Raw genomic sequence first — 4,511 nt, 5'->3', positions numbered from 1 at the left:
CGAACGACAGCAATAACCCCGCACCCCACACCAGCGCCAGTCCCAGCACCAGCGCATAGCCGGCTCGCGGGACGCTCCAGCCCAGCCGGTGGCTGTGGGCAGGATCATCGAGCACGCCCTGCCACACCGGGGCCAGCGGCCAGTCATGTTTCAAGTCATGCGGTGTGCGCCGCACCGGCAGGCTGAACCACACCCCCCGCAACGGCACGCCACGGGCAAACTCGCCGGCCAGGGGCGCCAGTGTGTGACGCCAGCGACCGATGCCCTCGCGCTGTAAATCGCGGGACAGGCGAAACAGGAAGTCATGGCCCATGACACCGTTCATCTGCGCCAGGCCCTCGCGGCGCAACGGTTCGAGCAAGCCATTGAGGCCGCTTTCCAACGCCTGCGCGGTGAAGTTTGCGGGCAGCAGGCAGCCCACGGGCTGCGTCTTGCGCGTATCCTGCGACCAGGCACTGTCGCAGACCTGCCACAGGGACAGCGGCAACTGCCAGCCCAGGCCACGGGCCAAACGCTGCAACTGGCGCACGCCCGCGCCCAGCGCGGCATCATCACCGGTCTGGGTGGTGTTCAGCGCCCAGACCACCCCGTCCAGCGCCCGCCAGCGACTCAGCCCAGCCCATTGCGTGGGCAAGGGTCGATCCAACATCGCCTGGGCACTGCCGCCCCATAGCAGGACGGTGCCTTGCCCTTCCAGCCAGAATTGCTTGGTCAGGGTCGGGGCAATGGCTTCGATTTCGGCGGGCTCGCCAATGACCAGCAGCAGGCGGACTTTGCGGCGCCAGAAGAGGCCGTAATGGTCGCGCAGATGCACTTTAATTGAGGAAATGATTTGTGCAGTCTGAGTATCAAGAGATTCAGGGAGGCCAATCTGCGTAGGCGGGGGCACATCATCCGCCTTCAACTGAAGGTAAGCCGAATGTCCCAACTGCTGCCCCAACAAATGGTAGGCCGCGACGCACAAAACTAGGACCAAGGTCGTAGCGGCTATCACCCACAGCCCCATCGTTTGGCGATCGCTACCGGATCTAAAGCCAAACATCGCCGGATAATGCCAAACCAATACACTCAGGATCGTACCGATCAGCAGCAACGCGACGACCAGAGCCAGCAACCACACAACACGTCGAAACTGCATTCGAAATTCCTACTTCGAGAGCGATGGCACAGGCGTCAATACCGTGCTCCAGAGCCCTGTATCAACACAGTCACCCCCGCTGAAAATGAACTGCGGCCCAGCGCCGCATTGAATGGTCTGCGTTGCAGCGGCAATCGCCAGCCACGGCGACGCTTTGCCTGGGTGTCCCAACTGGCTATCCAGATCGTAAAACCCGTGGTTGTGTTTTGCCGGGAGCGACGCCTCGGCCAAGACCGTGGCCAACGCCTCATGCCGCCGCGCATCAATCCCCGCCCGCCATGTCTGCTCGATCGATTGCGCCTCCAGTGGCACCCAGTCCAAGGCTTGGCGTGCGGCATAGAACAACGCGCCCGGGGTCGGCTCGCGTTGCTGCTCCGGACGATGCAGGTGGGCTATTGGCGGCAATAAGGCTTGCGTCAGTCGATTGCCGAACAGCAGTCCAACAGCCGCTTCAGCCGTCCCTTCTGGCTGCTGGGGCATAAACCGTAGCGCCACCACCAACAGCACGGCCCGATCACCAATTCGATGATCAAGCCACTGATCCAAGGCCTCTAGTCCATCCTCTTCAACGGGCACCGCCGACTGACGGATACCGGACTCGCTCCATGCCCGTCGCCATACCCGCTGCAACACGTTCTCTGGCAATGCGCTATCGACCGCCAACAACAAGGCTAACGGCGTATCGTCGGGTAGTCGCATCAGCGGTTGCGCCAGATCGCCAAGCACTTGCTCCACCACCCGCAGCAATGCGTATTCGCAGGTTTCATTGGTAATGCCAGGCAAGCGGCTATGACGCAGCATCGTCCTGTCCAGCCAAGACGGTTGAACCTTTATAGCTTGGGTGCCGCTCAGCAAGGCAGCTCGTTGTAGTGCCTCCTCCCCCCCTGGCGCCCGCAGGGCCGTATACAAACTGACACCCAACACCTGCTGTACGCGCCGACCACGTCGAATCTTGTGAGTCAAATCCTCTTCACGAGCCTTATCCCACCCATCGGCAACCTGCTGCTGGCCGAAATACAGCAAAACACGCCCGAAACTCAGCAGGCACCAGCCCAAGAGCGGTCCCCCCAAGGTCAATCCCCAGAAACTCACGGGTTGTTGGCGTAACCCTTGAGAACCAAACAATAACGTCCCACATACACCTAGTAGTAAAAGCAGCAGTGGCAATACACCTAGCCAAAGCCAGACTCTAGGCCGAGCAGGTCGTGGAGCCCGTGGTGGGACTTGATCCAATCTGACCGACATGACTAACTCGCGCCCACTGTTCGGCCATGGCCAGAAATCGGACAGCTCACCGGGCCACTCTGGTGAGCCACACCGATGGCGCTGAACCACCTATCTGTAGAAACCGAAAGAACTGTGCTGCCCCCGGTCGTTTTGTCGCCAATACGGATGATGTCCTTCATAGTTATCCCTACTCTAAGAATCGAACGGCTTACTTATCTGGCTGTTCTTTACTCAACACCTCAATGGGCAGGAAAACATTGTTACGCCACACATAATTTGTTGAACTCAATGCTCGTCCAGTAGCGTCAACATTATAAAACCATTCAATCGAAAATCCCTGCGCACTCCATTGCACCGAAGAAAAGTCAGAATCTTGCAGATCTTTTCCGGAGTTCTGGCTAACCAGTGAAATCGATCGCCAACAACTGCTCACCAACACCCTTTCCCGCGCACTTAATTCGGCGCCTGCCACCTCATATACGTATAACCAGATTTCAGTTCCCGAGCCACAATTTTTTTGTGGATTGACACGATTAGAATATAAAACCTCAAATATCGACACATAATTATTATTTGCAACAGGGTGTTTCACCTTATCATAAAAAATACCAGAAACATCGGAGGACAGCTTGAGCTTATAGACACTACCATCAGCCATACCCACACTCACCTGCCCATCTTTATTCCTGGCCCATGATATTGATGACCCGGCAAAAACATTACTCACCACCGCTAAAGTCAGCCACAAAAAAAACAATGCCCGCCAAAATCTACTTCTCAATAACATGATCTGCATAGCACCCGCCTTTATAGCCCCATGGGTGATCATCGGACTGCCCCTTTGTGCCTTTTTTATAAGTATCCTTATCTCGCTCATGCAGTTCAGACTCTATCTTGTCTTTATTCTTTTCATTGTCCATCGACCAACCAATATTCCCGGTATTAGAGTCACAGAGGACGTTCTTTTTTCTGATCCAGGAAGCTGAATCGGCATCCCACACATGATAGGAACCTCCGTTCCAGCGACTGAACACCTCGTGCCGCAGTTGATCATCCGTATAGGTTCTGCCTGCCTGTGCGAGATATTTTTTGGCAATCCGTACCTTGTCCCTGTAAATCGAGGATCCCGCCACGATATTGGCTTTCCAACTCCACGCTTGCTCATAGGAGGGTGCCGGACTGGTCATTTGCGTGATGCCGTAGCCTTTATCAAAGGCAACAATTGGCTCACCATCAAAATTGATAAAGTGTTTAGCGTTGGTTTCTTGCTGCAAAAGCTTCTCGAAGCCATTCATATCCTCCAAGCTAGCCACATAAGTCGCTACATTCTCTTGAGTAGGGTTTTGCCCAGCTATCCAGACAGTTCTGACCAACGTCTTTTGACCAATAATCACCGTCACCGTTAATTTTCCGCCTAGGACTCTTCCAGAAAAATCAACTGTCCATATTTTGCTATTACCTACAAACTCCCCCGCTTCTTTGAAGCTCTCCAAGACCCCACGCTCTCGTGCTTGCTCCCTCAACCCACTGGTTTTTGCTTGCCACTCAATCGCCCAGGACCATTGATAGTCGCCAGGGATTGTTGTCCGAAACTCGAAAACAATATTAGGAAACACAGCATCTGGCGTAATCGTGAACAGTTCATTTTCAGCCGGTGACACCCATGTCAAGGCACCTTCGGCGGATACAACTTTGATCACACTGCCATCAGCGTCATTAGTACTACCGGCATGCTTTACTTGCTGCATAGTCCCGCCCTCAAAAATGTATCCGTCAGGACACTGGGTTTGTTAAAGCAAAATCCCACTGAACGTCTCCCTTACCAAGTGCCATAGGGAATACCATGCTGGTCGATATAGGCCTGAGCCTCAGGATTCGGCGCCCGATAATAAATACCGTTGCCGTTCAGATAGGGCCCTTGCGGCTCGATCTCGGCCTGAAAGCGCCCAACCTCCTTGAACCCCAGGCAAGCCCCTCCCACCCAGACCTTGACGATCCCACCGGGGGCCATGCCTAAGGTGATCATCTTTCGATAATCCTCCCTCCACTCTTTGGAGCCTTGGCAAAACACTCGCTCCGGCCTGACCATCTCATCGCGCACCCACTGCGGGATCGGGATTCTGATCCTGTAGGCTTGCGGCTCCAC

General features: G+C 55.2%; 4 protein-coding genes and 1 pseudogene. All 5 read right to left on the bottom strand.

What is annotated here, in order from left to right:
* Positions 1-1,138, bottom strand: a pseudogene (locus tag AWM79_RS21980) (ImcF-related family protein); the annotation flags it as partial.
* A gap of 9 nt (positions 1,139-1,147) precedes the next feature.
* Complete coding sequence (locus AWM79_RS21975; protein ID WP_341844423.1) at positions 1,148-2,209, bottom strand: hypothetical protein; 1,062 nt, start codon at positions 2,207-2,209, stop codon at positions 1,148-1,150.
* Positions 2,210-2,573: 364 nt separating this feature from the next.
* The gene (locus AWM79_RS25160; protein ID WP_156430144.1) at positions 2,574-3,161 is read right to left on the bottom strand and encodes a hypothetical protein; all 588 of its coding nucleotides are present in this window, start codon (positions 3,159-3,161) and stop codon (positions 2,574-2,576) included.
* Positions 3,136-4,113, bottom strand: coding sequence for a hypothetical protein (locus AWM79_RS21970; RefSeq protein ID WP_060783777.1), 978 nt, complete (start codon positions 4,111-4,113; stop codon positions 3,136-3,138). The genes AWM79_RS25160 and AWM79_RS21970 overlap by 26 nt, the downstream gene beginning before the upstream one ends.
* 71 nt (positions 4,114-4,184) lie before the next feature.
* Positions 4,185-4,511 (bottom strand): DUF2931 family protein (locus AWM79_RS25790; protein WP_244159590.1); only part of this gene is annotated, 327 nt, incomplete at its 5' end.

This window comes from Pseudomonas agarici (assembly GCF_001543125.1).
GTDB lineage: Bacteria > Pseudomonadota > Gammaproteobacteria > Pseudomonadales > Pseudomonadaceae > Aquipseudomonas > Aquipseudomonas agarici.
This window is presented reverse-complemented; position numbering and strand designations above follow the sequence as displayed.